General features: G+C 68.5%; 22 protein-coding genes. 6 read left to right on the forward strand and 16 right to left on the reverse strand.

Annotated features, from left to right (window positions below; translation table 11 throughout):
- Positions 1 to 3: 3 nt before the first annotated feature.
- On the forward strand, positions 4 to 846 hold the full coding sequence (gene fghA, locus HFP89_RS10335; RefSeq protein ID WP_346775227.1) for an S-formylglutathione hydrolase: 843 nt from the start codon (positions 4 to 6) through the stop codon (positions 844 to 846).
- Positions 847 to 911: 65 nt separating this feature from the next.
- Positions 912 to 1,130 (forward strand): hypothetical protein, encoded by a 219-nt coding sequence (locus HFP89_RS10340; protein WP_168717582.1) that lies wholly within the window; start codon positions 912 to 914, stop codon positions 1,128 to 1,130.
- Positions 1,131 to 1,158: 28 nt separating this feature from the next.
- On the opposite strand, the gene HFP89_RS10345 is transcribed toward HFP89_RS10340, so the two are convergent.
- Positions 1,159 to 1,746, reverse strand: a complete 588-nt coding sequence (locus HFP89_RS10345; RefSeq protein WP_168717583.1) for a hypothetical protein — start codon at positions 1,744 to 1,746, stop codon at positions 1,159 to 1,161.
- 274 nt (positions 1,747 to 2,020) lie between these two features.
- Between HFP89_RS10345 and HFP89_RS10350 the strand changes: the two genes are divergently transcribed.
- Positions 2,021 to 3,556, forward strand: a complete 1,536-nt coding sequence (locus HFP89_RS10350; RefSeq protein ID WP_168717584.1) for an AbgT family transporter — start codon at positions 2,021 to 2,023, stop codon at positions 3,554 to 3,556.
- A gap of 89 nt (positions 3,557 to 3,645) precedes the next feature.
- Complete coding sequence (locus HFP89_RS10355; RefSeq protein WP_168717585.1) at positions 3,646 to 4,338, forward strand: alpha/beta fold hydrolase; 693 nt, start codon at positions 3,646 to 3,648, stop codon at positions 4,336 to 4,338.
- Positions 4,339 to 4,347: 9 nt separating this feature from the next.
- On the opposite strand, the gene HFP89_RS10360 is transcribed toward HFP89_RS10355, so the two are convergent.
- The 7 genes from HFP89_RS10360 to HFP89_RS10390 form a co-directional block, all read right to left on the reverse strand.
- Complete coding sequence (locus tag HFP89_RS10360; RefSeq protein WP_240956286.1) at positions 4,348 to 4,869, reverse strand: uracil-DNA glycosylase family protein; 522 nt, start codon at positions 4,867 to 4,869, stop codon at positions 4,348 to 4,350.
- A gap of 97 nt (positions 4,870 to 4,966) precedes the next feature.
- Entirely contained in the window at positions 4,967 to 6,583 is a 1,617-nt protein-coding gene (locus HFP89_RS10365) for a serine hydrolase (RefSeq protein ID WP_168717587.1), read from the reverse strand.
- Between the two features lies 1 nt (position 6,584).
- Positions 6,585 to 7,166 carry a hypothetical protein gene (locus HFP89_RS10370; protein ID WP_168717588.1) on the reverse strand — a complete coding sequence of 194 codons (582 nt, stop codon included), beginning with the start codon at positions 7,164 to 7,166 and terminating at the stop codon, positions 6,585 to 6,587.
- Positions 7,166 to 7,627: a sigma-70 family RNA polymerase sigma factor gene (locus HFP89_RS10375; protein WP_168717589.1), complete on the reverse strand. Its 462-nt coding sequence runs from the start codon at positions 7,625 to 7,627 to the stop codon at positions 7,166 to 7,168. The genes HFP89_RS10370 and HFP89_RS10375 overlap by 1 nt, the downstream gene beginning before the upstream one ends.
- A 79-nt stretch (positions 7,628 to 7,706) precedes the next feature.
- Positions 7,707 to 8,495, reverse strand: a complete 789-nt coding sequence (locus tag HFP89_RS10380; RefSeq protein ID WP_168717590.1) for a TrkA C-terminal domain-containing protein — start codon at positions 8,493 to 8,495, stop codon at positions 7,707 to 7,709.
- A 6-nt stretch (positions 8,496 to 8,501) separates the two neighbouring features.
- Complete coding sequence (locus HFP89_RS10385; RefSeq protein WP_168717591.1) at positions 8,502 to 8,927, reverse strand: MAPEG family protein; 426 nt, start codon at positions 8,925 to 8,927, stop codon at positions 8,502 to 8,504.
- Positions 8,928 to 8,958: 31 nt separating this feature from the next.
- Positions 8,959 to 9,741: a class I SAM-dependent methyltransferase gene (locus tag HFP89_RS10390; RefSeq protein WP_168717592.1), complete on the reverse strand. Its 783-nt coding sequence runs from the start codon at positions 9,739 to 9,741 to the stop codon at positions 8,959 to 8,961.
- A 514-nt stretch (positions 9,742 to 10,255) separates the two neighbouring features.
- Here HFP89_RS10390 and HFP89_RS10395 point away from each other — a divergent pair.
- Together HFP89_RS10395 and HFP89_RS10400 are read left to right on the forward strand one after the other, a co-directional pair.
- Entirely contained in the window at positions 10,256 to 13,336 is a 3,081-nt protein-coding gene (locus HFP89_RS10395) for an efflux RND transporter permease subunit (protein WP_168717593.1), read from the forward strand.
- Positions 13,337 to 13,412: 76 nt separating this feature from the next.
- The gene (locus tag HFP89_RS10400) at positions 13,413 to 14,483 is read left to right on the forward strand and encodes an efflux RND transporter periplasmic adaptor subunit (RefSeq protein ID WP_168717594.1); all 1,071 of its coding nucleotides are present in this window, start codon (positions 13,413 to 13,415) and stop codon (positions 14,481 to 14,483) included.
- A 15-nt stretch (positions 14,484 to 14,498) separates the two neighbouring features.
- Here HFP89_RS10400 and HFP89_RS10405 read toward each other — a convergent pair whose 3' ends face one another.
- The 8 genes from HFP89_RS10405 to HFP89_RS10440 all read right to left on the reverse strand — a co-directional run bounded on the left by HFP89_RS10405 (position 14,499) and on the right by HFP89_RS10440 (position 22,634).
- The gene (locus HFP89_RS10405) at positions 14,499 to 15,956 is read right to left on the reverse strand and encodes a winged helix-turn-helix domain-containing protein (RefSeq protein WP_168717595.1); all 1,458 of its coding nucleotides are present in this window, start codon (positions 15,954 to 15,956) and stop codon (positions 14,499 to 14,501) included.
- Positions 15,957 to 16,056: 100 nt separating this feature from the next.
- Positions 16,057 to 17,052, reverse strand: a complete 996-nt coding sequence (locus HFP89_RS10410; RefSeq protein ID WP_168717596.1) for a hypothetical protein — start codon at positions 17,050 to 17,052, stop codon at positions 16,057 to 16,059.
- Entirely contained in the window at positions 17,049 to 17,639 is a 591-nt protein-coding gene (locus tag HFP89_RS10415) for a hypothetical protein (protein WP_168717597.1), read from the reverse strand. The genes HFP89_RS10410 and HFP89_RS10415 overlap by 4 nt, the downstream gene beginning before the upstream one ends.
- Before the next feature lie 55 nt (positions 17,640 to 17,694).
- Positions 17,695 to 18,153 carry a hypothetical protein gene (locus HFP89_RS10420; RefSeq protein ID WP_168717598.1) on the reverse strand — a complete coding sequence of 153 codons (459 nt, stop codon included), beginning with the start codon at positions 18,151 to 18,153 and terminating at the stop codon, positions 17,695 to 17,697.
- 68 nt (positions 18,154 to 18,221) lie between these two features.
- Complete coding sequence (locus tag HFP89_RS10425; RefSeq protein ID WP_168717599.1) at positions 18,222 to 18,902, reverse strand: hypothetical protein; 681 nt, start codon at positions 18,900 to 18,902, stop codon at positions 18,222 to 18,224.
- Positions 18,903 to 18,970: 68 nt separating this feature from the next.
- A complete protein-coding gene (locus HFP89_RS10430; RefSeq protein ID WP_168717600.1) occupies positions 18,971 to 21,115 on the reverse strand; it encodes a diguanylate cyclase in 2,145 nt (714 codons plus the stop codon).
- Between the two features lie 153 nt (positions 21,116 to 21,268).
- Positions 21,269 to 21,730 (reverse strand): NAD(P)H-dependent oxidoreductase, encoded by a 462-nt coding sequence (locus HFP89_RS10435; protein ID WP_168717601.1) that lies wholly within the window; start codon positions 21,728 to 21,730, stop codon positions 21,269 to 21,271.
- Positions 21,731 to 21,734: 4 nt separating this feature from the next.
- Positions 21,735 to 22,634 (reverse strand): radical SAM protein, encoded by a 900-nt coding sequence (locus HFP89_RS10440; protein WP_168717602.1) that lies wholly within the window; start codon positions 22,632 to 22,634, stop codon positions 21,735 to 21,737.
- Positions 22,635 to 22,722 lie beyond the last annotated feature (88 nt).

Consider the following 22,722-nt stretch of genomic DNA (forward strand, 5'->3'; position numbering starts at 1 on the left):
CCGATCGAACTCGAACAGCTCCATCACTGCCATGGCGGCCGCCAGGGCTTCTACCGCCATCGCTCCGCGGAATGCGGCGGCGACATGCGCTTCTCGGTGTTCGTGCCGCCGCATGCCGCCGGCGACCGGCTGCCGGTGCTCTACTACCTGTCGGGCCTGACCTGCGGTCCCGACGTGTTCCCGATCAAGGCCGGGGCGCAGCGCGTGGCGGCCGAGCTGGGCCTGGTGCTGGTCTGCCCCGACACCAGCCCGCGCGACACCGGCATCAAGGGCGCGACCGAGGACTGGGACTTCGGCGAGGGCGCCGGCTTCTACCTCGACGCGACCCAGCCGCCGTGGTCGGCCCGCTTCCGGATGTACAGCTACGTGACCCGCGAACTGCCGGCACTGATCGAGGACGACTTCCCGGTCGACCCCGCGCGCTGCGGCATCTTCGGCCACTCGATGGGCGGCCACGGCGCGCTGGTGCTGGGCCTGCGCAATCCGGAACGCTACCGCTCGATCTCGGCCTTCGCGCCGATCGTCGCGCCCGGCCGGGTGCCCTGGGGCCACAAGGCCCTGCCCCGCTATCTCGGCGAGGATCGCGACGACTGGGCGCGCTACGATGCCTGCGCGCTGGTTCGGCGTCGCCCGCACCCGAGCCCGATTCTCATCGACCAGGGGCTGGACGACCCGTTCCTGGACGAACAGCTGCAGCCGGAACGTTTCGAGGCCGCGTGCGCCGAGGCCGGCCAGGCCCTGGAACTGCGCCGGCACGCCGGCTACGACCACGGCTACTACTTCATCCAGAGCTTCGTCGAAGACCATCTCCGCCACCACGCCGTGGCGCTCGCCGAACCGGCCTGAGCGGCCCGTCCGGCCGATCGGAGCGGCTTGATTCTCGCTGTCATCGATGTTGGATGCGCGCGCGGATGCAACGGCAACAAGGGGCACGGAGCGAGCCGTCCGACATGGTGCTGGAATTCATCCGCAGACATCACCTGCTCGGCGCGCTGCTGCTTGCGCCGGCCACCGTCCTGTATGCGGTCGGCCCGGGTCTCAGCGTGCTGATCGTGGCCGCCGTCGCGCTCGGGCTGACCGACTGGGTGCTGCTGCTCTCCGCCTCGGGCCGGCGGGATCCCGAGCCCTGAACCCGGGTGCACCCCGCCAGCGAGTGGATCACTCTTCGTTCAAGGCCCGCCACTTCCAGTAGCGCGTCGCACCGACGGTGGCCTGCAGCGCGATTCCCGAATCCAGCAGCTGGTAGGTGACCACGTCGAGATCCACGCTCTGCCGACCGGCGGCGGCCCCGCCCATGTTGCCGCTCTTGGCCGTGGCTTCGGCGCGGCCGGACGCATCCCATCCGACGTCGCGGAAGCGCTCGAAGTCCTCGACATCGCGGAACACGATGACCTCGCGGTAGTCCTTCAGCCCGACCCCGAAACCGACCCCGGCACCGCCGGCCTTCATGAACGTCGTTTCGCCGCTGGCCGAGGTCAGCACGCCGTAGCCGCCTTCGGTCTGCAGAAGGATCAGGTTCTGACTGGCCGCGTCGAACACCGCGTATCCGGCCGCCGACGCGATCCGCTCGCGGGCCTCCGGTCGTTCGCGGTACAGCTGCGCCAGGGCCTGATCGCGCATGTCCAGAATCGTGGCGCGCTTCTCCGCCGGCGTGGCGCCCAACGACGCGCAACCGCCGAGCACCAGCACCGTGGCCAGCAGCAACGCCAGCGCGGCGATCATGGAGCAGGTCGAATTCCGGTTCATTGTCGGCACCTCGCGAACAGCATGATTGGATGCTCGATCGTACCGCAGCCGCGTGCTCCCTCGTGGGCGGTTCGGATGGCCGGCCACGAAGCGAGTCCCGGGTTGAAGTCGCCCGGGCCCCCGACGAATCCGCCCAAGGCGTTGAAGCGGCATGACAAAGAGCGATCGGGCCGCTGTCAGCGGGACTGCCGGCCAAGGCCGGCGGGAATCGTGAAGGAGGACATGCCTGGACTGCATCAGTATACTCGCCGATCACCCCGCGCCTCTTCAGCCAATGCCTTCCAGCAACACGCGTTTCGCGAGCTTCGTCGAGCGGGTCGGACACAGGATTCCGGACCCGGTGATCATCTTCATGGCGTTCTATCCGGCGGCCTTCCTGCTGACCGTGCTGATGGGCGGCCACAGCTTCGAAACCCTCGGCGCCGGCGGCGAGCCGGTCGAATACAGCATTCTGCCGATGCATCATGCCGAACACGTGCGCTGGATCTTCGAAAACGCCCTGCTCGCCAACTGGCTGGGCTTCGGCGGTGGCGTACTCGGGGTGATCCTGGTGGTGATGCTGGCGGTGGGGGTGGCCGAAAACTCCGGCATGTTCGGCGCATTGATCAAGCGCGCGGGCGCCCACCTGCCACAGTCGGTGCTGCCGCTCTTGCTGATCTTCCTCGGCATCATGAGTTCGATGGCCACCGACGCCGGCTACCTGGTCCTGATCCCGCTGGCCGGCCTGCTGTATGCCGGCATCGGCCGCAACCCGCTGATCGGCATGGCCGCGGCCTTCGCAGGTGTCTCGGCCGGATTCAGCGCCAACCTGATTCCCGGCCCGGTCGACGCCATCATCGGCCTGAACGCGAAGGTCTTCGCCGAAGCGCAGGGCGTGCCGTTCGTCGACGCAGCCGGCCAGGCCCTCAATCCCGTGACCATGCACCTGTGGTTCATCATCACCTCGACCTTCGTGCTGTCGGCCACCGGATTCTGGGTCACCCGGCGGTTCATCGAACCGCGGCTCGACGGTCAGGACTTCGTCGTGCCGGCCGAGATGAAACCCGGCGAGTTCCAGGTCACCGACGAAGAACGCCGGGGCCTGCGCGCAGCCGGCCTGGGCACGCTGGTCGCCCTGCTGATGATTCTCGGCCTGGCATTGGGCCCGCTGGCCGCGTTCACCGACGAAAGCGGCACGGTCGTGCGCCCCTGGCAGAACAACATCATCCTGCTGATCTCGCTGTTCTTCGTCGTCACCGGCACGTTCTACGGCGTGGCCGTGGGCAAGTTCCGCAAGGTCTTCGACGTGGTCCTGGCCATGGTCGGCCAGATGAACACCATGGGCTACATCCTGGTCCTGACCTTCTTCTGCTACAACTTCCTCGGCCTGCTCGGCTACAGCGGCCTGGGGTCGTACATCACCTATCTCGGCGCCGAAACCCTGCAGGCGCTCGGACTGCAGCAGTTCCCGATCCTGCTGCTGATCGGGTTCATCCTGACCACCGCGATCATCAACATCTTCATCGGCGGGCTGACCTCGAAGTGGATGCTGCTCGGCCCGATCTTCGTGCCGATGCTCTACTTCGTGAACCCGGCGATGACCCCGGACCTGGTCGCCGCGGCGTACCGCGTGGCCGATTCCTCGACCAACATCATCACCCCGATGATGACCTACGCCGGTGTCATCCTGGCCTTCATGCGCAAGTACAGGCCGGACATGGGCTTCGGCGAGATGCTGATGATCATGCTGCCGTATTCCATGGTGTTCCTGGCCGTCTGGACGGCGCTGCTGATCGGCTTCTTCACCCTCGGCATTCCGCTCGGCGTCTGACCGCGGGCGCACCGCCTTCCCTTTGGTCCAGTGGCGCGCGGCCGGCCGAGCCGTCAGGCTGGTCGCCGAACCACGAGGGAGCGTCGTCGATGAACCGAACCGTGCTTCGCGCGCTGGGCGCGCTGCTGCTGTTGACCGCGGCCTCCGGGGCCTGGGGCTGCCGCGACGCCGTCGTGCTGGTTCACGGCAATACCGGCAGCCCGTCGGACTGGACCACCACCGTTGCCGAACTTCTCCAGCGCGGCTGGGCCTCGTCGGAGATCTTCACTCCCTCCTGGGGATCGGGCTGCGCGGCGTGCAACAACCATTCGGGCAGCGAGGAGACGCCGGTCCGGATCGCACTGGCCGACGCGCTGCAGACCTCGTGCACCGGACGGATCGATGTCATCGGTCACTCGATGGGCGCCACGCTGGCGGCCCGGCAGCTGGCCGAGTTCGATCTGGCCTCCTCGGTCGACGCCTTCGTCGGCATTGCCGGTGCGTTCCGCGGTCTGTGGTCCTGCGGCCGGTACCCGTGGAACGTATGGACCTCGACCTGCGGCGACTGGGGCCTTTCCGTGGGCAGCCCCTTTCTGACCGCGCTGGACGGCGCACCGCTGGCCGGCCGGGTCTATTCGATCAAGTCCTGGTCCGATCAGATCGTCTGCGCGACCGGCGTGTGTACCGTCGGCGGTATCCACAGCTCGCGGATCAACGGCGAAACGGCCAGCTACACGTTCGGCTACGGCCATTTCGGCCTGCAGTCGGCCACGCCGTCGTTCCAGGTCGACCTGATCGAGTGATCCGCGGGCTCACCGCGGCCTGCCGAGCACGCGGTTCACTCGACGACGCAGCAAGGGCACGACGTGGTCTTCGAACCAGGGATTGCGCTCGAGCCAGGCGTTGTTGCGCGGGCTCGGATGCGGCAGCGGGATGACCGGCCCGGGGTCGTCGAGCCAGTCTCGCGCGCGCTCGGCCACCGACCGGACCGGTCCCGGCAGATGCCAGGCCTGGGCGTGCCGGCCGATCACCAGCGTCAGCGCGATGTTCGACATCCGCTCCAGGAACTCGGTCCGCCACAGCGGCGCGCACTCGGGTCGGGGCGGGGCATCGCCGCCGACAGCCCGTCCCGGATAGCACAGCCCCATCGGCAGGATCGCCACCAGGCGCGGGTCGTAGAAGGTCTTTTCATCGAGCCCCGTCCAGTGGCGCAGACGGCGGCCGCTGGGGTCCTGGAACGGGATGCCGGACTCGTGCGCGATCCGGCCCGGCGCCTGGCTGGCGATCAGGATCCGCGCCGTTGGGTGGACCTGGAAAACGGGCCGAGGCCCCATCGGAAGCGCCTCGGCACATACACGGCAGGCGCGCGCTTCACGGGCCAGGCGGTCCATCGATCCGTTCACCGCGTCGAGGCCCTGCGACAGGACGGTCTCAGGAATCGACCCGCGCGGCGCGCTGTTCCAGGCCGCCCTGGTGCAGCACCACGGCCACCACATCGCCGTCCTCATCGCGCTCGAAGTGGAGCTCGGCCTCGACGACCTTGTAGAAGAACACGTCGTCGCCGCTCGGATAGACCGGGAAGAACGGCTGGCCGCTCAGCTGGACTTCCAGCCCGGACTCGCCGCCGCGGCGCACGGTGAACTTCACCTGCGGGGTCAGGGCGTACCGGCCGAGGTAGGCATCGAGCGCCTCGCCGGCAAGCTCCACGGTCTCGCGCTCGGCCTCCGGGGCAAGATCGCCCAGGCGCTCGGCGCGCTGCACGGCGCCGTTCTGGATGAGCTCCAGGGCCACTACCGCGTCGTCCTCGCGCACGACCCGCAGGCTGGCGTCGATCACGTCCAGTCGATAGACGTCCTCGGTGACAGGCACCATCACGACCGGCGCCTGGCCGCTCAACTGGGCGACGAGTACACCGTCGCGCTCGAACACGCGGCCCGGCACCGATTCCAATCGATACTGGCCGAACACCGACTCGTCGATCTCCACCGGCTCGACGGCCGGTGGATCGAATCCGAACATCGACAGGGCCGGCCCGGTGGGCTGCAGGTCCCCGGCGACCAGGATCACCAGTGCCTCGTCCGTCGCCGGACGGACCGCGAAGAAGCTTCGATGCCCGGCGGTACCGCCGTTGTGCCAGTACAGCGGGCCCTGCGCCGTCGCAGCGACGTGCCAGACGCGGGTCACCTCGAACTCGCCGGCCGCGGCGACCGGCTCGAAGTCGGCGGCCGTCGAGTGATCCAGCGAAGGGTCGCGATCGCCGAGCAGCACATCGGCCAGGCGCAGCAGGTCGCCGGCGGTGCTCCACAGCGCCCCGGCGCCGGCCAGCGCATCGAAACGCCAGGCCGGCACGACCTCGCCCTGCGACCAGGCCTGTGCGTGGTTGTCCCCCGGCACGAAGCCGGTGGCCTCGAGACCCAGGGGGACCAGTACCGTATCGGTCAGCGCCTGCTCGTACCCGGTGCCCGCCCGTGCGCCGAGCAGCCAGCCGAGCAGCCCCGCGCCGAAATTGGAGTACGCGTAGGATCGGCCCAGCGGCTGGCCTTCGCGCGTGGCCGCGACGGCCTGCAGCAGCGCATCGCTGCCGAAGTCGACGTAGGGATCCTGCGGATCGGCCGGCTGGAAGTTGGCCGGCATCCGCGCAAGACCGCTGGTGTGCGTGGCCAGCTGTTCAAGCGTGATCCGGCCGACCTCGGGATTGGCGAACTCGACCTGGCCGTCGAGCAACTCGGCCAGCGTGGTGTCGTAGGCGACCCGGCCGGCGTCGACCTGCTCGGCCAGCAGCAGGTGGGTGAACGGCTTGGTGATCGAGCCGATCGCGTAGGCCGTATCGACGTCCGGTGCCCGGTCCGAATCGACCGCTCGGGTGCCGGCAGCATGGAGTTCGGTCGCGTCGCCCTGTCGGTAGGCCACGACCACCGACAGCGCCTGTTGGTCCCGGACGGCCCGATCGGCCAGTTCGGCCAGCGGCTCGGGGACCGCCAGGGCGGACGAGGCAACGACCAGCGACACGGCGGCGAGAAGTGGGGCGGCGAGGCTCGATGAGGTCATGTCAGGACTCCTGTTCGAGTTGGGAAATCTGGTGATCGACGGCCTCGATGGCCGGTTCGAAACTCTTGCGCACCGCCGCGCGGTTGCCGATCTCGATGCCGGCGAACACGGCGGCCACGAGCAGCGCGTACAGCAGGGCGCCGAGCGTCGGTCCGTTCAGGCTGACGAAGAAGCCGGCCGCACCGAGACAGATCGGCCCGGAATACCAGCGAGCGACCGAGCGCAGCATGTCGGCCTGGCCGAGCAGCGCGTTGCGCTCCGCGCGCAGGAAGTCCAGCACCGGCTCGGCCGGGTCCGGCTCCGGGATGCTCTGGCGGACCCGCCAGAGCCGCCAGGGGACGTAGGCAATCGCCGCGAGCAGTCCGACGGCAAACAGGGCCGGAACCCACATCCCCGCCTGGACCAGGCGCAGCGCGGCGAAGCCGAAGAACGGCAGCATCAGTACGGCGATCAGCGTCTCCAGCCCGTCGCGAGCCCGGACGCGCTGCCACAGTCGCTCGCGCGCAGCCGGCCGCAGGTCCAGTTCGAGCGCTGCCCGATCGGATCGGGCCTGCCAATCGTTGCGGAGTTCGTTCCAGTCCATCACACGCCCTCCATGTAGGTCTCGGAGAACCGTTGCTTCAATCGCGTCATACGCACCGCGACGGCGCCCGGACTCAGGCCGAGCACCTCGCCGATGTCGTCGCGATGCAGCCCCTCGAGGTCCAGCAGCAGCACCGCGCGATTGACCGGGTCCAGGGCGGCCAGGAATTCATCGAGCAGCGCGAGCGGGTCCTGCGCGCCGAGTGCGCCGACCGGCTCGTGGACCAGCGCTTCCGAGGCGGGCCGACGCTTGCGAACATGCTGCAGGGCCGTATTGACGGCCACCCGGTAGATCCAGGTCGACAATGTCGAGCGCCCCTCGAAACCGTGCAGGCCCCGCCAGATCGCCACGGCGATCTCCTGCAGCAGGTCCTGCCAATCGTTCGGCCCGGCGTACTGGCGCGCGATGCGCGTCAGACGGTCTCGGTGTTCATCGATGACCTGGTCGAAGTCGGGGGGCACGATCGCTTCCGTTCGGGTTCATGAGGGTTGGATGCACGAAACCGCGCGGATTTACATCCGGCCCGGAACCGGGCGCGACTCAGTCGGAGTGGTTCGGCGCGTCGGCGTCGGGGTCACGGCGTGCCTCGGCCGACCGCCGCTGCTCGCCTTCGACCACCGCATCGAGATGATCGAGCTCGCCCCCCGGCCCCCTGCGCCGGGCGTCCAAGCGTTCGAGCGCCTCGACGTGGCCGTAGAGCACCAGCATGTCGTCGGGGTGAATCTCGATCTCGCCGGACGGGGTGCCCCGGAACGTGCCGTCCTTGCGCTGGACGGCGAGCACCAGGACGCCCTCCTCGGCCAGCGCCGACTGTTCCAGCGTTCGGCCGGCCAGCCAGTCGCCGGCGTCGACCGCCGATTCGACGATGCGATAGTCGCCGGACAGCCCGAGCAGGCTGGCGAAATCGCGCACCTCGATGGTGGTGTAGCGCTTCAGCAGGCGATCGATCCAGCGCGACAAGTGGCGATCGACGAAACGGCTGCTGGCCGCGCCCCGGAGCACGACCAGCCCGGTCACGAGCAGGCCGACGCGCAACCACAGCGGCGAATCCTGCTCGGAGCCGATGAAGGCCAGCAGCAGCGAGGAGACCGCGGTGATGATGCCGGCGTTGCCGACCAGCATCAGCACCATCAGGATGCGCCGGCGAACCGGGTGATTGACCACCCGTTCCGACTCGGTGGTCGTGAAGCCGGCGCCGGTCAACGCCGATCGGGCCTGGAACCGTGCCACCTCCCGCGACAGTCCGGTGTGGATCAGGGCCGATGACGCGATCCGGGTCACCAGGAAGGAGATCGCCAGCACGACAAGCAGGGAAAGGACGGCCAGCATCGCGCTTCAGCGGGCCAGCCAGGTCCAGACGAAGCCGATCCACACCCCGAACAGCACGACCAGCCCGAACGCGAACGCGACCAGTCTATGCATGACCCGGTTGCTCGTGCACTGGATGACGCTGTGCACGACGCGTGAGGCGACGAACAGCCAGGCCCCGAGCGCCAGCCAGGCCGGCACGTGGTCGAGCGCCAGCGCGATCGCGCACAGCGCGTAGAACAGCACCGGCAGCTCGAACAGGTGGTTGTAGTTGTCCGACGCGCGGGTGTCGGTCAAGCGCGCGCTCCTGTCGGCCGACAGCGCAACGGCCTGCGGGTGGATGCGCCGGTCCTTCATCTCCCGGACGCGCATGATGTACATCCGAGCGGCCACCGCGAAGGTCGAAAAGACCAGCGCCGCGGCGGCCAGCACGATCGATGCCTCGGGGGTCATCGCGTCCTCCTGTCGGTCATCCGGATCGGTTTCATCGCGGCGCGGGCGCCTCCAGGCGACGGGCGATGTACATTCCGTAGCTGTAATGCGCGCCGCAGCGCCGATAGCGCTCGATCTCTTCGTGTTCGCGCTGAACGATCCCTCGGGCGGCCGGCGAGTTGCCGTGACGCTCCAGAAACGCGTCGAACCCCTTCTCCAGCGGTCGGTAGTAGCCTTCGAGCCAGCACTCCGGCGGCAGCGTGAAGTAGCCGATCGGCGAATACCCGGCCTGCTCGAGCACGCCGATCTTTGCCGAGGCCAGGTCGATCTCGGGATAGACCTCGTCCCAGAAGACCTGGAGGTCGTCGGGCCGCGACGACGTGGTCCAGGTGATCTCGCTGACCACCAGCACACCGCCGGGCTTCAGCAGGCGGCGCCAGTCCCGCACGCCGCGCTCGAAGCCGAGGTTGTAGATCGCGCCTTCCGACCACAGCACATCGAACCGGCCGTCACGGAACCGTCCATCGTCGGCGCGCAGATCGTCGATCGAGGCCTTCACCGTCTCGATGCGATCGGCCACGCCCTCGTCGCGAGCGTGTCGCTCGAGCTCGTCGAGGAACGGCTGGCCGAAATCCACCGCCGTGACCCACGCATCAAGGACTTCGGCCAGCACCCGCGCCGACGCGCCGGTGCCGCAGCCGAGATCGGCGATCCGGAGCGGCCGATCGGGAGTCAGCCCGGCCAGCTCGATGGCCCGAAGCGTCGCCGCACGGCTTCCCGGACCCTGTCGCGGGTTGCGGCGGTGGAGATCGAACAGCAAGTCCAACTCGTCCATTTTCGATTCCCGGAGGCCGACAGTGCGTTGCCGCGCCGGCGAGTGTACCCCGCCACTCGTCGTGTGACGTACGGAGTGCGCCTGAATCGACAGTGCAAGGCGTAGCCCGCAGTGAAGCGCCAGCCCTCTGCAAGGGACGCAAGGCCGCAATGTCGGTTCCGGCGCGCTCCTCGAAGGGCGAGCCCGAGCGCCTTCATCCGCGGCGTTCTGTCGCCTGGAAAGGACGCAGCCGTTCCCTGCGAGACAGGCCTTGCAGCCAAACGCTCTCCGACTCGCCACACCGCACACAATGAGTGGTAGCGAACGATCCGCATGGCCCACTAGCCCATCGCGGACGAAGACCCCGGCCCGGAACGGTCCGGAACAGGTTTTCTGAATTTTTTCAAGCACTTGAATCGATTCTTGCGCCCGACTTCAGAACGATTCCGAATGTTTTGCCCGGTCTTCAGGACCTTTCGGGCCCCGATCCGCATGCTGCCCGCCAGGCTCATCGACGTCCACGGGAAGCACCGCCATGAACCTCTTCAAGGCCAGTCACGCCAACCCGATCGCGACCATCGTCGCGTTCCTCATCCTGTGCATTCTCGGCATTGCCGCCCTGCAGCGCCTGCCGGTGCAGCTCACGCCGAACCTGGACCGTCCGACGATCAGCATCCTGAACTTCTGGCGCGCGGCCGCACCGGCCGAACTGGAGTCGGAAATCGTCCAACCGCAGGAAGAGCAACTGCGCAATGTCCCGGGACTGGAGGAGATCCGCTCGTCGGTGCGCGGCGGAATGAGCATCACGATGCTCGAGTTCGCGGTCGGCACCGACATGCAGTCGAAGTTCATGGATGTGGTCAATGCGCTGAACCAGGTCGGTTCGCGCCCCCGCGACGCTGAAGAGCCGATGGTCAGCCTCGGCGGACTCGAGCAGCCGCTGGCCAGCATGATGATCCGCAAGACCGACCCGGCCGGCCGCGGCGACTTCACCGCTGAACAGTCGTTGATCGAGCAGACCGTGGCGCCGGCCCTTCGCGAGATTCCCGGCGTGATCAAGGTCGAGCTCAACAGCTTCCGGCGCCCCCAGCTCCTGATCGAGTTCGACCCCTACCGGATGGCGGCCCTGGGTCTTTCGCTGGACGACCTTCTTGCTCGAATCCGCAGCGCCGGCAACGTCTCGGGCGGTTTCGCCTCGGTCGGCCGTCGCGATTACACGGTGCGTTTCCAGGGCCAGTACGCCATCGACGAATGGTCCGGCATGATCGTGACCTGGAACGACGGCCGTCCGGTCCACCTCGCCGATGTCGCCACGGTCCGCGAGTCCTTCGAGGAGCAGCGAGGGTTCGCCTACCGGGACGGCACTCCGGCGTTCTACGTCCAGATCTATCCGGCCGCCAATGCCAATACCGTCGCGATCATGGACGAGGTCAGGCGGCGGATCGACCGTCTGAACCGGGACACACTCGAACCGGCCGGCATGACGATGGTGCTGAGCTTCGATCCGGCCGAACACATCCAGCGCGCCGTGGCGCTGGTCAAGGGCAACCTGGGACTCGGCATCGCGCTGGCCATGGGCCTGCTCTACCTCATGCTGCGCGGCTTCCGCGCCACCCTGCTGATCGCGATGACGATTCCTGTCTCGCTGCTTGCCTCGCTGCTGGTGCTCGACCTGCTCGATCGCAGCCTGAACATCATCTCGCTGGCCGGCCTGGCGTTCGCCGTCGGCCTGGTGCTGGACGCCGCCATCGTGGTCCAGGAGAACATCGTGCGCTTGTTGCAGCACGGCCAACCGCTGAAGCGCGCCGCGCTGAACGGGACGCTCCAGGTCGCACCGGCCCTGTTCGCATCCACCCTGACCACGGTGGCCATCTTCACGCCGATCGTCTTCATGCAGGGCGTCGAAGGCCAGCTGTTCTACGACCTGGCCGTGAGCATGGCCGTCGCGGTCTGCGCGTCGATGGCCGCCGCCTTCTTCCTGATTCCCGTGGTGACCGGCGTGGTTCTTCGCCGCAGCGACGATATCGGGCAGCCGCCGCGCTTCTGGCACAGGCTGGCGCGGCGCTACCTGGCCATGACCGCGACCGACCGGCGCGCCGTCACCTGGCTGCTGCTGCTGGGGCCGGGTGCGGTACTGGCCATCGTGCTGCTCGCCCCGCGCACGGACTTTCTGCCCGAAGCTCGCTGGGAAGGCATCATGACGGTGTTCTCGATGCCGCCCGGGGCCAGTTACCAGGCCATGGAGCGGGAAATCGGGCGGACGCTGGTCGAGCGGCTGGAGCCGCACCGCACCGGCCAGGCCCACCCCGCCATCCGCGGCTACAACCTGGCCATGACCGAAGGCGGCAAGATCCTGTTCGTCTACCCCGAGGACCCCGGCGAAGTCGATGCCGTGCTCCGGCTGCTGCGCGAGGAGATCCTCGTCGGCCTGCCCGACACGCGCGCCTTCTCGTTCCAATCCTCGCTGCTCGATCTCAATGCCGGCAGCAGCCGCGGCGTCTACCTGAATTTCAACGGCGAACTGGACCCCGGCTCGCGAGCGGTAGTCGCCGACACCATGACTCGGCTGGGCGAGGCCCTGCCGGGCGCGAACATCCGGCCGCTGCCCGGTCTGCGCGAAGCACAGCCGGAATTGGTCCTGCTGCCCGACGACCGGATGCTGGGGCAGGCCGGTGTCGATCGTGCAACGGTCGGGACCATGGTGCGCGCCGTCACCAGCGGCGTCTACGCCGGTGAATTCTTCGACGGCAGCGAGCGCCGTGACATCATCGTGCGGGCGCCGCGCTGGCAAACGCCCGATGAACTCCAGGCCGTACCCATCCACACGCCGCTGGCCGGCGCACAGACCCTGGGCCAGCTGACCGTGACCCGGCGCGGTGCCGGGCCGACCCAGCTGCGCCGGTTCAATGGCGAACGCGCCCTGACGCTCGCCATCACGCCGCCGGACGACATGTCGCTGGAAGAGGCCCTGGAGCGCATCCGTCCCATCATGGCCGAGGCCGGACAGGCGGTGTCCGAAGGCGTTCACCTGACGCTGTCCGGCGGCTCCGACGACCTGGCCGAGACCATCCGCACGATGACCTGGAATTTCGCCTTCGCGGTACTGGTGCTGTTCCTTCTCATGACGGCGCTGTTCCGGTCCTCGCTGGACAGCCTGCTGGTTCTGGCATCGATGCCGCTGGCACTGGCCGGAGGCGTACTCGGCCTGCGTGCGCTGAACCTGCTCGCATTCCAGTCACTGGACCTGCTGACGATGATCGGCTTCGTGATCCTGATGGGGCTGGTCGTCAACAACGCGATCCTGCTGATCGACCGCGCTCGCCGCGCAGTTGCCGAGGGCCTGGCGGAGGACGAAGCGCTGCGGATGGCCATCGAAAGCCGGGTTCGTCCGATCTGGATGAGCACACTGACCTCGGTGGTCGGCATGCTGCCGCTGGTCCTCGTGCCCGGCGCCGGCAGCGAGATCTACCGCGGCCTGGCCGTGGTCATCGTCGGCGGCATGCTCGCCAGCACCCTGTTTACCAGTCTGTTCATGGCCTCGGCCCTGCGGCTGCGGATGCGGGTCCGGCAGCTGGTACGGCGCGGCGCGCTCGAACCGATGCCTGCCGCGTCCTGATTCCTTCATTCCTCGTTGCACAAGGAGATCCACGATGAAAACGCTTCCCATGCCGACCCTCGTTCTGGTCCTGACCGTGCTGTGTATCGCCCCGCCCTTCTCCGTCGCGCAGGACGCGCCCGTGGTGTCCGTCGGGACGGTGGAATCCAGACAGTTGGCGCCCACACTGAGCGTCACGGGCACCGTACAGAGTCGTTTCGACGCTTCGCTCTCGGCCGGCGTGTCGGGCTCGCTGGTCTGGGTGGCCGAGCCCGGAACGCGCATCGCCGAAGGCGACGCTGTCGCGCGCCTGGACGCACGTCCGTTCGAGCACGCCGTGCGAGAGCTGGACGCGAAGATGGAGCGCAACTCGATTCGCATCCGCCGACTGGAGCAGGACCTTCGGCGCTACGAGCAACTTCACGAGCAGCATTCCATCGCCGCGCGCGAAGTGGACGAACTTGCCGCCGAGCTGGACATCGCGCGCACCGATCTCGCCCTGCTTCGCGTCGCGCGCGATCGCGCCCGCGACGAACTGGAACGCACCACCATCGTCGCACCGTTCTCCGGCGTGGTCAGCGAACGACTGCAGCAGCGCGGCGAAGCGATCTCGGCAACGCAGCCTGTCGCGCGCCTGGTGAGCACCGACGCGCTGGAAATCAAGTTCCACGGGCCATTGCAGCACAGCCGCCTGCCCGGCCGGACCGGCAGTCTGGACGTCACCGCCGACGGGCACGCGATGGCCTTGCCGGTGCGTGCGACCGTTCCGGTCAGTGATTCGCAGTCGCAGTCCTTCGTCGGCTTTCTCGAAGTGCCCGTCGATGCCGCCCAGCGGCTGCAGATCGGCCAACTGGTGCGCGTGGCCCTGCCCACCGCCCTGCCGACCGGCAATCCGGTGGTGCCGCGCGATGCGCTGATCATCCAGGCGGCATCCGACCGACCGGCGGATCAAGGCCCGGCCACGCATGTCTTCGTACTCGATGACGACGATCGCGCACAGGCCGTGCCGGTGAGCATCGTCGCCGAGCACGGAGACCGGGTCGGGGTGTCCGGTGCGCTGCAGACAGGCCAGCGCGTGATCGTCCGCGGCGCCGAAACGCTGCAAAACGGCCAGCGGGTGCAGGTGCTCTCGGCCGAGCAGTTTCCCCTCAGCAGCGCGCGCGGCTGATATCGCGCCGCTCGGTCAGGCGCTGCCTGGATCGTCGACCTGCCACGGTAGGCGATCCAGCAGCGCCTTGAACCCGGGCAGTTCGCGCAGCGGATCATAGTGCGGATCGACCGCGATCAACAGGACCTGGGGCTGGCGCTCTTCGAAGGCGCGCTCCAGCCAGTCCAGCGCCTCCTGCTCGCGCCCGGCGGTCACCGCGTAGCGTGCCCAGGCCATCGGCGGACGATAGTGCCCGACATTGGTTTCGAAACGATCGTCGAGAAGCTCGTCGAACAGTCGCTGCAAACCCTGCTCCCGATAGAGGGCCTCATAGCGCTGAATCCGCGCCGCATCCACGCCTTCGGCACGCATGATGATGCGCAGCTGCCGGAACGCCAGCGGATCGTCGCCGAGCAGCAGCGCCACTCGATGCAGGATCTTGTGGGTGGACTCCGATTCGGCTTCGGACGTCGCCAGGCGACGCGTTTCGTCCAGCGCACGTTCGAGTTCGCCGCGCATCAGGTAGAGAAACGACATATTGATGAACCGGTACCAGGCCGGATCGGCCTCACGCAGCCGCACCAGCACGGCCTCGGCCCGCTCGAACTCGCCCAGCGTCAGCAGAAGCTCGGTATACGGCAGGTAGTGTTCCGGGTTGTCCGGCTCGGCGCGAATCGCCTCGCGGAACGCCATCTCCGCACCGACCATGTCCCAGTCGGCCAGGAAGCGCAGCTCGGCCAACCGGATCCAGGCCCGGGCGTTGTCCGGGTCCATGTCCAGTACGTGCTCGAGCAGCGCCAGCACCTCGTCCCGGTACAGTTCGATGTCCAGGTGACCGGTCGCCGCACTGAGTTGCATCTTGGCCTCGGCGATGCCCAGATAGGCCGACACCTCGCCCGGCCGTCGCTCCAGGATGAGCCGGAAGTCGGCGATGGCCCGGCGCAGTTCGGCCGGATCCTCGCTGTCCAGTCGTTGGGCGGCTCGCGCGCCCAGTTCGCCCAGCTCACCGGTGGCCGGCGGCCCGGCATCGTGAAGCCGGCCGTCCGGCGCCGCCCACCAGATCGCAACGCCCAGCGCAACTGCAGCCACGACAACGCCGACGGCCCCGGCCGGCTGCAGGCTCCGCCGCCACGAGGCGCGCGGCCCGGGACGCTCACGCGGTCCGACCGTTGGTTCGCGCTTCACGGCCGGCAACCACAGATAGCCGGTGCCGGTGACGGTGCGGATGTAACGCGGCGCGGCCGCGCGATCACCGAGTGCACGGCGCAATTTGCTCACCGCGACCGACAGACTGTCCTCGTTGACCACGCGGCCGGGCCAGATTTCCTCGAGCAGCCAGCTCTTGGTCAGCACCTGACGCGGCCGCCGGCAGAAGGCCTGCAGCAGGTCGGCGACCTTCTGTTCCAGCACGACGTCCTGTCCGTCGATGCGCAGATGGCAGGACGCCGGGCAGAACTCGGCGCCGGCGAATCGGTACCGGACTCGTTCATTCAATGTTCTCGATATCCTCGTGCTGGACCGGTACGCCGCAACGCTCCCGGTTGATGGTTCGGACGATCGTCATGCCACAGCGTCACGCAGGGGTTCGACGATGCTACTCGCGCGGCGGAGAACCGTGCATGTGGCTTCGGTCATGATTCGAAGCGGCGATGCGCCGACCGACCCGCCAGGCATAGCCCGACAATGCCAGCAGCACCAGGCCGAACGCGATCAGCGCGATCGGCCAGCCGAACACGTCGGCGAAATATTCGCCGGTGTAGTACCCGAGGCAGGCCAGCATGATCCCGACGCCGGCGACCAGCAGCGCGCGACGGGCGACATGGACGCTGAGCTGGATGATCAGGGCGGCGAAGGCGATCAACAGCAGGTCGGCCGGGAAGGACCCTTCGACGACCTCGAACAGGCCGAACGCGGCCATGACGGCGTAGCTCACCCAGGCCAGTCCGCACAGGCCATGCCACGGCGTACGCTCCAGCCCGAAGCTCAGCAGCAGCCCCGAACCGCCCAGCATCAGCGCGACCCATTCGCCGTCCACATCCAGCCAGGCCAGCGCCGCGCTCAGGAACAGCGTGCCGGCGACCAACAGCAGGAACAGCAGGTCGGCGCGCTTGACGCCGGCGAACAGCGCGCCGAACTGCACGGCCATCGCACCGAACACCAGCATCGCATCCAGCGCATCGTCGAAGCCGGTCGGGTATTCGTCAAGCAGCACGAACAGGCCGGCGGTCTGGAACAGCCCGGCGACCAGCAACAGCGGGGAGGCGGCCCGCTCGAAGGCTTCGTCGCGATCGGCGACCAGGCCGAGCGCCAGCAGCACCGCGCCGGATCCGAACACCGCGACCACCCGCGCGAACGGCGCCAGGTCGGACCAGATCAACTGCAGCAGGCCGACCAGACCGGCCAGCACGAACAACCCGCCAACCAGCGCCAGCAACGTGCGGACCCGATCCGGCGCGCCGGCTGCCCGCGCCTGCGGTCCGCCGGCCAGGGCCGTGCCGATCTCGTCCGGGCCGATTTCGAAGTGTCGGGCCAGCTCGGCGATGCGCGCCAGCGCCTCGGCCCGGTCGGTTGGCTCGGGTCCGGCGCTCATGGGCCGACCACCCAGGCGATGAAGCCGGGCCAGGCGCCGTAGGGCTGCGGGTGACCCGGCACGTCGAACCCGACGCCGTCGAGCTCCAGCCGGTAGCGAGCCCGGCCGCGGCCAAAGCCGAACACGTCACGGAACAGGCCACTCCCGGAGCGCCGATCGATGACCAGTCGGGCGCCCCCGGGCGAAATCGGCGAGCGATCCAGTTCGAGCCGGCGCAGCGCCGGCGGCAGCACCAGGGGCGTTCGTCCGCTGCCATCGTCCGGCGCCTCGACATCGAGCACATGACGTTGCAGCGACCCGTCGCGCGGGTCGTGGATTGCCAATTCCAGCGACGCCCCGGCACGCCGACGCCGGTGCACTTCGCTGTCGGGGACCTCGAGCGCGAGGCCCAGGCGCCCGTCGGCGACATCGACGATCAGGTGTTGCTGCACGACCCGGTCGGCCGAAAAGACATACAGCACCGGCGTCGTCGGCCGTTCCCCACCCCAGCGCTTTACCGTCTGCACGACCAGCACCAGTATCACGAGGAGCAGCGGCAGCGAAACGCCGAGCACGATGAACGGATTGCGGCGCAGCAAGGTACTCATGGCAGCCAGCGGTCGATGCGACCGGTCGGGCGTCGACGCTCGGCGTTCGGACCCCTCACGTGGATGCGCGATCGACTTCGTGGCAAAGACGAACCAGTTCATCGCAGTACGACTCCGGACACTCGTGGAGAAGTTCCTGCATGATCGGTCTGCGCTGGATCCTTCGGCAGACGAATCGGCTCCGGGCAGCCTGCTCCTCCGGGCGCAGGGATTCCTGCTGGATCACCAGAGGCTCGAGATCATCGAGCACCATTTCGGCCAGCGTGCGCACTCGCGAGTACCGGGCCTCGTCCGGCCGGATTTCCACGCCGTCGAACCGATAGGCCCTGGGCTCCGGGTGTTCGACCCGCAGGCTCCGGATGCCGGACGAATGCCGGTGCAAGGCGGCCTGCGCCGAGACGCGAATCGATGGATTCACTCGGCGAAGCGGATAGATCACCACCGCAAGGCCGGCCAGTTGGAGCACCAGGCCGCCGAGCAGTGCGATATCACGCAGTTGGAAGTCGAGGTCCATCCGGGTTCCGGCCCAGTCCAGTCCGCAAGAACATAGCAGAACGGAACCGCGCACAGAGCCCGGAGCCCTCAGTTGTGCCGGCAGGCATACCAGAGATGATGGCGGGCGCCCCGGCCCTGCCGATGCGGGCGAACGGTCTCGGCATCGACGCGGTAGCCCACGCGGCCCAGCCGGCCGGTGAAGCGCGGGTTCGGCGAGGCCGACCAGACCGCAAGAATGCCGCCCGGGCGCAGTGCCCGGTAGGCGGCACGCAGGCCCGCTTCGCCATACAGCCAGTCGTTCTCCGTCCGGATCAGTCCCTCCGGGCCGTTGTCGACGTCCATCAGGATGGCATCGAAGCCCGCGCCGGGCTCGCGGACCACGTCGGCCACGTCGCCGACATGAACCATCGTGCGCGGGTCGTTCAGCGGATGGCCGGCGGGCTCGCCGACCGGGCCGCGCATCCACTCGACCACCTCCGGGACCAGTTCGGCAACAACGACTTCGGCCTCGCCATCGACGGCCTTCAGCGCAGCGGCCAGGGTGAAACCCATGCCGAGCCCGCCGATCAGGATGCGCATGGCTGCGCGCGGGCCCAGCCGCGCGAGTGTGCGCTCGGCCAGCGCGATCTCCGAGCCGTGGACCCGCGTGTTCATCAACTCGCCCCGTCCCGGAATCGAGATCGCGAATCGATCACCGTGCTCGTGGAGCTTCAGTTCGACATCGGTATCGGGAATGCGGGCGGTACCGAGCAGCGTCGATCGGGGCATGCGGGCGTCCGGGGTGCACGGTGCGTCAGTCGGCAGCATACCCGCTCCCGGCCGCGGCGACGGCCGGATCAGCTCCGCGCCGGCCAGCCGTCGCTTCCCTCGGTCAGGCGATTGCGTCCGGCGCGCTTGCTCGCATACAGCGCCTGGTCGGCAGCGTCGAGCAATTCGTCGATCTCGCTGTCGGCCTCCGCGATCGAGGCGACCGCGCCGATGCTGACGGTGAAGGTGAGCATCAGCTCGCCGAGCTCGACCCGTTGCTGCTCGATCCGGCTGCGGAATTGCTCGAGGCGCGCGAACTGTGCCTCCGGCGCGTCGGTGACCGCGAGCACGGCGAATTCCTCGCCGCCGATCCGGGCGATCAGGTCGCCGCGGCGCTGGAATGCCTCGCGTAACTGCTCGGCCAGCTTGCGCAGACACTCGTCGCCGGCTGCATGACCGTGTGCGTCGTTGATTGCCTTGAAGCGATCGATGTCGATCATCGCCACGACCAGGCCCAGCGATTCGCGACGGACGAGATCGAGCATCGCGCCGGCCTTGATCTCGAACCCGCGCCGGTTCAGCAGCCCGGTCAGCGGATCGCCGATCGCCAGCCGGCCGAGCTTCCGGTTCAGCGCCCGGAGCTCGGCGGTCTTCGAGACGACCTCCTTTTCCAGCTCGTGCTGGAAGCGCAGCGAAAGCTGGCGCGCCCGGTCGAGCGCATCGCAGACCTGCACGATCTCCGGGCTCATGCGCTGGTCGGCCGGCAACCGGATCCGCTCCAGCTCAGGGTCGAGAATCTGCTCGCTGAGCGTGGCCAGCGGGCGGGTGACGCCGGTGGCGAAGACCCGGGCGACCCAGCCGCCCAGCGCGATCAGCCCCAGCAGTCCCAGCCCGAAAGCGACCACGAACCGCTCCACCGGCTCGGCGAGCACCCGCGTGCGGGTCAGCGCGTAGACCGTCCAGCCCTGGATCGTGGACGCGTCGGCAACGAAGAAGCGATCACCCCCGAGCTCGACCTGGGCGATATCGACCAGCCGCCGATCGGCCGCCGGCGGCAGTTCGACCGGCGCCAGGATCGGAACCTCCAGGGCATCCGGCGCATGGATCCGCTGACCGGCCCGGTCGACGATCAGCATGAAGTCGTCGCTGTTCGGGAACGCTTCGAGATCGGCGAACCGGGGCAGGTTCAGCGACCCTTCCACCACGCCGAGGAAGCGGCCGTCGTCGGCGACCAGCGGCGCGCTGACCGCGACGATCGGATCGCTGCCGAAGCCTCGCCCGATGAACCCGTCGGACAGGAACACGTCCCCGGTCTCGCGCGGCACCCGGAACCAGTCGCGGTCGGCAACGCTGCGCTCGGCCGCCGGAGCGTCGGCCACCCGATCGTAGAACGTTGCCGGCGCGCCGTGGACCACGTCCCCGGTCGCGTCGGTCACGACCATCGTCAGAAAGCCCGGATGGGCCTGCTGGACCTGGTCCAACGCCTGGTTCAGCGAGGAGGCCGGCCCGCCGGGGAACCGCTCGACGAGCAGGCGGATCGCCGTCTGGTGCCGGTCGAGATACATCTCGGTCAGCAAGGCATAGCCCTGCGCCTGCTGCTGGAGCCGGCGCTCCACTTGCTGGCCGAGCGCATCGACCGCGCGATTGACCAGGAACAACGCGATCAGCAGCGCCGGCAGCACCACCAGCGTCACGCTCATCGCGAAGGTCTGGCGCAGCAGCGAGGTCTGCCGACGATCGTGGGCCGGGCTTTTCATCACCGTGTTGACCAGCAGCTGGAACGCACCCGCGGCCAGCGAGGCATTCAGCAGCCCGTTGATCGCCTGCTTGATCACGCTGATGTGCAGCACGTCGGCCGGAAGGTGCAGCCAGAGCGTGGCCATGAGGTAGTTCAGCGGAAGACCGAGCAGCAGCCAGAACAGCACCGCGGCAGGCACCATGGCCCGGCCGCGCGCAACCAGCGCCGCGATCACCGCGGTTTCCAGCACGAACAGCAGCGGCATGATCCAGGCCCCGGCCGACCACCACAGTCCCAGCCCCGCGGCCACTGCGGCAATCAGCGCGGCGCGGACCCCGAACAGCAGCAGCGCCAGCAGGCTGACCGCCTGGCCCAGGTGCAGCGTCAGTTCGCCGAACATCGGGAACAGCACATGGACGTTCAGGACGAACGCCAGCACCGCGGCTCCGGTATCCCGAAGCGCGGCGCGACCCGTCCACGATGTTCCGGAATTCATCATTGCACTCGTTGCGTCTCGGCGCCGACTCGCGGCATCGCATGTTCGGGTTCGAACGGTCCGGGCAGGCTGCCACCCTGCGCGGTCCTGTCCATCGTCCGGTACATGACCCGCAAACGCAAGCCCCGGTTCCCGCAACAGGGTTCGCAGAGGTCAGAAGATCCCGGCGGCCAGCCCGGCGGCCAGCGTCGCGCCCAGGTCGCGCGCCTGCGCCTCGAACGCGTCCTGCCACGGTCCACGGCAGATCAGCGGGTCCTGGACCGCCCGCCACTTCAGGCCGCCGCAGATCGACTCGAGCGCCCGCTTCGTGCCGGTGCCGTCCTGCCCGGCCCGGACCAGCACCGCATAGGGCAGCGCATCGGTGCGGTCGAGCAGTTCGTAGAAGCTGCGGTCGAAGAAATCCTTCAGCGCACCGCTCATGTAGCCCAGGTTCTCCGGCGTCAGCAGCAGCACCGCATCGGCGGCCCGGACCTCGTCGGGTCCGGCGTCCAGTGGGGCCTTCGCGACCACGTCGACGCCTTCGATGGACGGATCGCGGGCACCGTCCAGCGCGGCATCGCGCAGGCGCTCGAGGTTCGGCGAAGGCGCGTGGGCCATCACGAGCAGCTGTGCCACCGGACTACAGCCCCCGCATCCACTCGGGGCGCAACGGCGCGCCGGCCGGGTCGGCGATCGCCGCGTCGAGCTGGGCCAGCAGCCGGTCCTTGTCGCGATCGAGCCGGCCCTTCAGCACCAGCCAGTTCGACGCATGATCGGAGCGGAACACGGTGTCTTCGAGCTCCAGCGCGCCGATGAAACGACGCATCTCGCGGAACAGGCCCGGTTGATCCAGCGGTTCGAAATCCGGGAAGCGTTCCCTGAACCGTTCCTCGCCCTGCGGAAAACCGACCACCAGCGTGGCCAGGTACTCCGGCTGCGTCTCGTTGGCCAGCCGCGCGGAGTTCTCCGCATGCTGCTCGGAGAACCGCACCCCGCCGAGTCCGTTGAGGATCATCACCGAGCGCCGGATCCCGGCCTCGCCGAGCTTGATCAACGCATCCCGGGTGCTCGCGTAGGTCTCGCCCTTGTTGACGCGCTCGAACACCGTGTCGTCGCCGGTCTCGGCGCCCAGGTAGGCCATCTGCAGCCCGGCCTGGCGCAGCTGCACCAGGTCGTCGACCGACTTGCGCTTCAGGTTGCGCGCCAGGCAGTAGCTCGACACGCGCTGCACCGACGGCAGGTGCTCGGCGATGGCCTCCAGGATCCGCAGCAATCGATGCGTCGGCAGCACAAGTGCATCGCCGTCGGCCAGGAACACGCGCCGGACCCGGTCCGGCCCGAACGTCTCGCCGCAGCGGCGGATCATCGCCAGCACCTCGTCCTCGGAGCGCGCCCTGAACTTCTTCTGCGGAGCGGTGTACATCTCGCAGAACGTGCACTGGTTCCACGAACAGCCGTCGGTCACCGGCAGGATCAGCGACTGCGCCTCGCTGGGCGGGCGGAACACGGGGTCGACGTAGCGGATCGGCATCTCGGGCATCGGCGGCATCCTCGGAAGTGTACCGTTGCGGCTCCCCGTTCGGACCGGGACCGTCCGATCACCGGCTGGCGAAGGGGCTTGGGGGCAT

The organism is Wenzhouxiangella sp. XN79A (assembly GCF_012272825.1).
GTDB lineage: Bacteria > Pseudomonadota > Gammaproteobacteria > Xanthomonadales > Wenzhouxiangellaceae.

What these genes read in the sequence shown, in the direction of transcription:
- HFP89_RS10420 (WP_168717598.1), bottom strand. Translation starts at nt 18,153, where the DNA reads ATGGACCTCGACTTCCAACTGCGTGATATCGCACTGCTCGGCGGCCTG.
- HFP89_RS10390 (WP_168717592.1), bottom strand. Translation starts at nt 9,741, where the DNA reads ATGGACGAGTTGGACTTGCTGTTCGATCTCCACCGCCGCAACCCGCGA.
- HFP89_RS10355 (WP_168717585.1), top strand. Translation starts at nt 3,646, where the DNA reads ATGAACCGAACCGTGCTTCGCGCGCTGGGCGCGCTGCTGCTGTTGACC.
- HFP89_RS10425 (WP_168717599.1), bottom strand. Translation starts at nt 18,902, where the DNA reads ATGCCCCGATCGACGCTGCTCGGTACCGCCCGCATTCCCGATACCGAT.
- HFP89_RS10370 (WP_168717588.1), bottom strand. Translation starts at nt 7,166, where the DNA reads ATGGACTGGAACGAACTCCGCAACGATTGGCAGGCCCGATCCGATCGG.
- HFP89_RS10395 (WP_168717593.1), top strand. Translation starts at nt 10,256, where the DNA reads ATGAACCTCTTCAAGGCCAGTCACGCCAACCCGATCGCGACCATCGTC.
- HFP89_RS10385 (WP_168717591.1), bottom strand. Translation starts at nt 8,927, where the DNA reads ATGACCCCCGAGGCATCGATCGTGCTGGCCGCCGCGGCGCTGGTCTTT.
- HFP89_RS10440 (WP_168717602.1), bottom strand. Translation starts at nt 22,634, where the DNA reads ATGCCCGAGATGCCGATCCGCTACGTCGACCCCGTGTTCCGCCCGCCC.
- HFP89_RS10365 (WP_168717587.1), bottom strand. Translation starts at nt 6,583, where the DNA reads ATGACCTCATCGAGCCTCGCCGCCCCACTTCTCGCCGCCGTGTCGCTG.
- HFP89_RS10350 (WP_168717584.1), top strand. Translation starts at nt 2,021, where the DNA reads ATGCCTTCCAGCAACACGCGTTTCGCGAGCTTCGTCGAGCGGGTCGGA.
- HFP89_RS10345 (WP_168717583.1), bottom strand. Translation starts at nt 1,746, where the DNA reads ATGAACCGGAATTCGACCTGCTCCATGATCGCCGCGCTGGCGTTGCTG.
- HFP89_RS10415 (WP_168717597.1), bottom strand. Translation starts at nt 17,639, where the DNA reads ATGAGTACCTTGCTGCGCCGCAATCCGTTCATCGTGCTCGGCGTTTCG.
- HFP89_RS10410 (WP_168717596.1), bottom strand. Translation starts at nt 17,052, where the DNA reads ATGAGCGCCGGACCCGAGCCAACCGACCGGGCCGAGGCGCTGGCGCGC.
- HFP89_RS10380 (WP_168717590.1), bottom strand. Translation starts at nt 8,495, where the DNA reads ATGCTGGCCGTCCTTTCCCTGCTTGTCGTGCTGGCGATCTCCTTCCTG.
- HFP89_RS10360 (WP_240956286.1), bottom strand. Translation starts at nt 4,869, where the DNA reads ATGGGGCCTCGGCCCGTTTTCCAGGTCCACCCAACGGCGCGGATCCTG.
- HFP89_RS10340 (WP_168717582.1), top strand. Translation starts at nt 912, where the DNA reads ATGCAACGGCAACAAGGGGCACGGAGCGAGCCGTCCGACATGGTGCTG.
- HFP89_RS10430 (WP_168717600.1), bottom strand. Translation starts at nt 21,115, where the DNA reads ATGAATTCCGGAACATCGTGGACGGGTCGCGCCGCGCTTCGGGATACC.